Below are 5,732 nucleotides of genomic sequence, written 5' to 3' on the forward strand. Positions count from 1 at the left end.
GCTCTTCCGATCTGGCGTGCGCCCGGCGCGGCGGAGCTGTCGGCGGGTCGCGCGGCGTTCGACGGGCTTTATGCGGAGTTCCGCGCGGCGAACGGGCTGGCGCGGGTGGCGCGCGATCCGGCGCTGGAGGCGGCGGCCCAGGCCCAAGCGATGACGCTGGCCGGTCAGGGGCTGATCGACCATGTCGGCCATGACGGCTCCACCGTCGGCGACCGGGCGCATCGGGCGGGCTATGCGTGGTGCTGGGTTTCCGAGAACCTGACGCTGAACTGGCGCGGGGCGGCGGCGGTGCTGGGCGCTTGGCGCGACAGCCCGGGGCACCACGCCAATCTCGTCTCCGCGCAGGCCGCGGATTACGGCGTCGGCTTCGCCTATGTGGTTTCGGGCGCCTTTCAGGGCGCCCCGGTCTGGGTCTGGGTCGCCGGCCGCCGCTGCGCCTGACATTGCATAAAAAAAGCGGCCCCCCCTCGGGAAGGGAGGACCGCCCGGCCCGCGGCGGAGCGGGGAGGAGACCGAGGTCAGCCGCAGGCCGTCACGGCGCGTTTGGTCAGGACGCCGATCAGATGCGCCCGGTAGGCGGGCGTTCCGTGGATGTCGGCGATCAGGTCCTCGGCGGGGAAGGCGAGCCCGTCGAGCGACCCGGCCGAGAAGCCGGAGGCGAGCGCCGTCTCCGCCGCCGGCCAGCGCGACACGCCGCCTTCGCAGGCCCCGGTGATCGCGACGCCGACCCGGCCCCCGGCGAAGCGGGCGACGAAGACGCCGACCAGCGCGAAGCGCGACGCGGGCTGTTCGAACTTCTGGTAGTTCGCCGCCGCTGGGATCGGAAAATCGACGCGGGTGACCAGCTCGCCTTCCTCCAGCGCCGTCTCGAACATCCCGGTGAAGAAATCGTCGGCCTTCACCGCCCGCCCGGCGGAGGTGTGGATCGTCGCCCCCATCGCCAGCGCGGCCGAGGGATAGCAGGCCGCCGGATCGTTGTTGGCGATGGAGCCGCCCATGGTGCCGCGGTTGCGCACGGCGGGGTCGCCGATATGCCCGGCCAGATCGGCCAGCGCCGGGATCGCGCCGCGCACCACGTCGGAGCCCGCCACATCCGCATGACGGGTCGCAGCCCCGATGGCGAGCACGTCGCCCATCCGCTCGATCCCGGTGATCTCCGCCAGCCCCGACAGATCCACCAGCACCGAGGGCGAGGCCAGCCGCGCCTTCAGCGTCGGGATCAGGGTCTGGCCGCCGGATATGGCCTGCGCGTCCGCGCCCTTCATCGCCTCGACGGCCTCGGCGAGGCTCTTGGGGCGGAGATATTCGAAATTATACATCTTTTTGCTCCCTGTGGGGCCGAGGGGCGGGCGCCGGGTCCCGGCGCCCGCCGCGCCTCATTCCGCGGCCATCGCCGGCTTGGCCGCATCGATGGCGGCCCAGACCCGGGCCGGCGTCAGCGGCATGTCGATATGCGCGATCCCGTGATCGGCGAGCGCGTCGAGCACCGCGTTGACCAGCGCCGGCGGCGACCCGATGGCCCCGGCCTCCCCGCAGCCCTTCACCCCCAGCGGGTTGTGGGTGCAGGGCGTGCAGGCGGAGTTGTCGACCGTGAAGCTCGGCAGATCCATCGCCAGCGGCATGGCGTAGTCCATGAAGCTCGCGGTGATCAGCTGGCCCTGGTCGTCGTAGACGCAGCCCTCCATCAACGCCTGGCCGATGCCCTGGGCGAGGCCGCCATGGACCTGACCCTCGACGATCATCGGGTTGACCACGTTGCCGAAATCGTCGGCGGCGAAGAAGGCCAGCACGGCGACCTTGCCGGTGTCGGGATCGACCTCGACCTCGCAGACATAGGCGCCCGAGGGATAGGTGAAGTTGGCGGGATCGTAGAACGACGTCTCCTCCAGCCCCGGCTCCAGCGTCTCGATCGGGTATTTGTGGGGGACGTAGGCGGCGAGGCAGACCTCCCCCCAGGCCACCGAGCGGTCGGTGCCCTGGACCGAGAACTGGCCGTTCTCGAATTTTATATCCGTCTCGGACGCCTCGAGCAGATGGGCCGCGATCTTCTTGGCCTTGGCGATGATCTTGTCGACCGATTTCACGATGGCCGAGCCGCCGACGGCGAGCGACCGCGAGCCATAGGTGCCCATGCCGAAGGGCACCCGGTTGGTGTCGCCATGCACGATGTCGATGCTGTCCTCGGGCACGCCGATCATGTCGGCGACCACCTGGGCGAAGGTGGTTTCATGCCCTTGCCCATGGGAATGCGAGCCGGTGAAGACCGAGATCGAACCGGTGGGGTTCACCCGCACCGTCGCCGCCTCATAGAGCCCCGCGCGGGCCCCGAGCGCGCCGACCAGGGAGGACGGCGCGATCCCGCAAGCCTCGATGTAATGCGCGAGCCCGAAGCCGCGCAGTTTTCCGCGCGACGCGCTCTCGGCCTTGCGGGCGGGGAAGCCGGCGCGGTCGGAGGCCGCCAGCACCTTGTCGAGGGTCGCGTGGTAGTCGCCGGAGTCGTAGGCGACCGCGACGGGCGTCTGATAGGGGAACTGGGTGATGAAGTTGCGCCGCCGCAGCTCCGCCGGGTCGATCCCCATTTCGCGCGCCGCCTTGTCGACGGTGCGCTCCAGCAGGAAGGTCGCCTCGGGACGGCCGGCGCCGCGATAGGCGTCGACCGGCACGGTGTTGGTGAAGACCGCCCGCACGTTGGTGAAGATCAGGGGCGTCTTGTAGTTGCCCGCCAGCAGCGTGCCATGCAGCCAGGTCGGCACGCAGGGCGCGAAGGTCGAGAGATACGCTCCCATATTGGCCAGCGTGGTCGAACGCAGCGCGAGGAAATGGCCCTCCGCATCCAGCGCCAGCTCCACTTTGGTCACGTGATCGCGGCCATGGGCGTCGGACATGAACGCCTCCGACCGGTCCGACGTCCATTTCACCGGGCGCCCCACCGCCTTGGCCGCGAAGGTCACGAAGGCCTCCTCGGCGTAGTGGAATATCTTGGAGCCGAAGCCCCCGCCCACATCCGGGGCCACCACCCGCAGCTTGTGCTCGGGGATGCCCAGCACGAAGGCGCCCATCAGCAGGCGGATGACATGGGGGTTCTGCGAGGTGGTCCACAGCGTGTGCTGGTCGTCGCTGTCGTCATATTCGCCGATGGCGCAGCGCGGCTCCATCGGGTTGGCGACCAGGCGGTTGTTGGTGAGCTCCAGCACCGTGACGTGGTGGGCGTTGCGGATCGCCTGATCGACCGCGTCCTTGCTCTCGGCCGGGAAGTCCCAGTCGTAGCAGATGTTGTCGGGCGCCTCGTCATGCACCGACTGGCCGCCGGAGACGGCGGCGCGCAGGTTCACCACCGCCGGCAGCTCGGAGATGTCGAGCGTCACCAGCTCGGCCGCGTCGCGGGCCTGGGCGCGGGTTTCGGCGACGATGGCGACGATCGGGTCGCCCACATGGCGGACGCGGCCGTCGGCGAGGATCGGGTGCTTGGGCTCCTTCATCGGCTGGCCGTGCCTGTCGGTGATCTGCCAGCCGCAGGGCACGCCGCCGACCGCCTCGAAATCCTTCGCGGTGAAGATCCGGATCACCCCCGGCGCGGCCTCCGCCGCCGCGGTGTCGATGCCGTTGATCGTGCCATGCGCCACGTCCGAGCGCAGGAAGTGCACATAGGCCTGCCCGGCCTTGTTCATGTCGTCCACATAGCGGCCCTTGCCGGTCAGGAACCGCTTGTCCTCGCGCCGCTTCGAGCTGGCGCCGATGCCGAAATCCTTGGCCATGTTCCGCGCTCCCTTATTCGGCGGCGAGGGGCTGCTCGCTGCGCAGCGTTTCCGCTGCGGCGAGGGCCGCCTTCACGATGTTGTGGTAGCCGGTGCAGCGGCAGATGTTGCCCTTGAGCCATTCGCGCACCTCCGGTTCGGAGGGGGAGGCGTTGACCCGCAAAAGGTCGGTGATCGACATCACCATGCCCGGCGTGCAGAAGCCGCATTGCAGGCCGTGATGCTCCTGGAACGCCGCCTGGACCACGCTCATGGTCCCGTCGCGCGCCGCCACGCCCTCGATGGTGGTGACGGTCGCGCCGTCGGCGGCGGCGGCGAGCATGGTGCAGCTCTTCACGCTTTCGCCGTTCACATGCACCAGGCAGGCGCCGCATTGCGAGGTGTCGCAGCCGACATGGGCGCCGGTGAGGCCGAGGTCTTCGCGCAGCAGCTGCACGAGCAGGGTGCGCCCCTCGACCTGCTTGGTCACGGTTTTTCCGTTGACGGTCAGTGTGATGCCGGGCATCCGAAATGTCCTCCCCTGGCGTTTCGCTTGGTGGTCGACGCCTCCGCCCCCCTCCCGAAAGGGCGTCGGCCGGGGGATCGGGGTCGCGTCCCGATCCGGCCCGTCGTTGCGGAGGCTCCGCCGGCCCCCGTCGTCTCATGCGCCCTCCGCGGCGCGATCCCTCTCTGCGCCAGGCCAGCCTTGCACGACGCGCCCCGGTTTTCTTGCGCGCAGCCGCGCCGCGGGCCCGGCGCCATCGGCATGTAGGGGCGCCGCCCTCGCGGCAGAGGTGAACCAGACTAGGGAGGGCCGCGTTCGGCGCGCCATCCGACCAAAGTCGAAGATGGGCGGGGAGGACGGAGGTGCGGGCGGCGAGACAACCCCCCGAGATGACGGTGATCGTGCATCCGACCGCCGTGAACGAGGTCCGCGATGCAACCGAGGCGTTTGCCGGGCGCGGGGGCGATGTCGTGCGCCCGCCCCCGGACGGGGCCCGGCCCTCGCATTCGCGCTCGCGCTTGACGCGAGCGCGGCATATTCTGGTCCCACCCAGAAGAACGGTCACCGTCATCCAGGGGAGGCAACCGGCCATGATCACGGTCCGGGACAGGGCGATGCGCCCGCCGCGCGACGACGCGGCGGAGGTGTTTCATTCCGACGACATCCGCTCGGGCGCCGCCCCGCCGACCCATCCCGCCGCCGGCTTCGCCCGCGCGCTGGTCGTCGACGACCATCCGCTGTTCTGCGAGGCGCTGAGCCTGATGCTGCGCGAGATGGGCGTGGCCGAGATCGCCGCCGCCGACCGGCTCTGCGCCGCGGTGCGCGTGCTGGAGGCCGGCGGCGCCCCCGATATCGTGCTGCTCGACCTCGGCCTTCCGGACGTCGACGGACTCGACGGGCTGATCCGGCTGAAGCGCATGGTCGGCGCAACCCCGATCGTGGTGATCTCGTCGATGGAGGAGCCCCGCATCGTCGCCTCGGTCCTGCGCGCCGGGGCCGTGGGCTTCGTGCCCAAGCAGTCGCCCCGCGACGCCTTCGCCCGCGCCTTCGCCGCGATCCGCGCCGGCGCCGTGTTCCGCCCCGACGGCTTCGTGGCGGTGGAGGGCGACGGGCCCGACGGCGACGCCGAAGCCGCCATCGACCGGCTGGCGCTGCTCACCCCCCGGCAGGCCCGGATCCTCGAGGCGGTATGCGTGGGCAAGCTGAACAAGCAGATCGCCCATGACCTCGATATCGCCGAAACCACGGTGAAGGCGCATGTCACCGCCATCCTGCGCAAGCTCGGCGTGCGTTCGCGCACCCAGGCGGTGCTGATCGCGCAGAACGCCCGCTACCGAAACATCTTGCGCGATGCGTCCGGCGTCTCCTAGCCTCTCCCCCAAGCCGAGGGGCCGCCAGAGTCCCCAACCGGGGAGAACGCCGTTGGACGGCCAGGAGAACGGGCGGGCGCCGCGCGCAGCCGGGCTCGATCCGCGCATTTCCGGCTTCATGGC

General features: G+C 70.5%; 5 protein-coding genes. 2 read left to right on the forward strand and 3 right to left on the reverse strand.

The window, feature by feature from the left end; all coding sequences use genetic code 11:
• On the forward strand, positions 1-441 hold a 441-nt coding region (locus ACTB72_RS20115), incomplete at its 5' end, for a CAP domain-containing protein (protein WP_463038805.1).
• A gap of 77 nt (positions 442-518) precedes the next feature.
• On the opposite strand, the gene ACTB72_RS20120 is transcribed toward ACTB72_RS20115, so the two are convergent.
• From ACTB72_RS20120 to ACTB72_RS20130, 3 genes are read right to left on the reverse strand one after another with little or no spacing between them, the layout of a single operon-like run.
• Positions 519-1,319 (reverse strand): FAD binding domain-containing protein, encoded by an 801-nt coding sequence (locus ACTB72_RS20120; protein WP_463038806.1) that lies wholly within the window; start codon positions 1,317-1,319, stop codon positions 519-521.
• A 57-nt stretch (positions 1,320-1,376) separates the two neighbouring features.
• Positions 1,377-3,755 (reverse strand): xanthine dehydrogenase family protein molybdopterin-binding subunit, encoded by a 2,379-nt coding sequence (locus tag ACTB72_RS20125; RefSeq protein WP_463038807.1) that lies wholly within the window; start codon positions 3,753-3,755, stop codon positions 1,377-1,379.
• Positions 3,756-3,768: 13 nt separating this feature from the next.
• On the reverse strand, positions 3,769-4,260 hold the full coding sequence (locus ACTB72_RS20130) for a (2Fe-2S)-binding protein (protein ID WP_463038808.1): 492 nt from the start codon (positions 4,258-4,260) through the stop codon (positions 3,769-3,771).
• Positions 4,261-4,829: 569 nt separating this feature from the next.
• On the opposite strand from ACTB72_RS20130, the gene ACTB72_RS20135 reads away from it, so the two are divergent.
• Positions 4,830-5,609, forward strand: coding sequence for a response regulator transcription factor (locus ACTB72_RS20135; protein ID WP_463038809.1), 780 nt, complete (start codon positions 4,830-4,832; stop codon positions 5,607-5,609).
• The last annotated feature ends 123 nt before the right edge of the window (positions 5,610-5,732 follow it).

It is taken from the genome of Albimonas sp. (assembly GCF_055129145.1).

Bases quoted from the DNA above. Each gene is read 5' to 3' on its own strand.
- ACTB72_RS20125 (WP_463038807.1), bottom strand. From the start codon at position 3,755: ATGGCCAAGGATTTCGGCATCGGCGCCAGCTCGAAGCGGCGCGAGGAC.
- ACTB72_RS20130 (WP_463038808.1), bottom strand. From the start codon at position 4,260: ATGCCCGGCATCACACTGACCGTCAACGGAAAAACCGTGACCAAGCAG.
- ACTB72_RS20135 (WP_463038809.1), top strand. From the start codon at position 4,830: ATGATCACGGTCCGGGACAGGGCGATGCGCCCGCCGCGCGACGACGCG.
- ACTB72_RS20120 (WP_463038806.1), bottom strand. From the start codon at position 1,319: ATGTATAATTTCGAATATCTCCGCCCCAAGAGCCTCGCCGAGGCCGTC.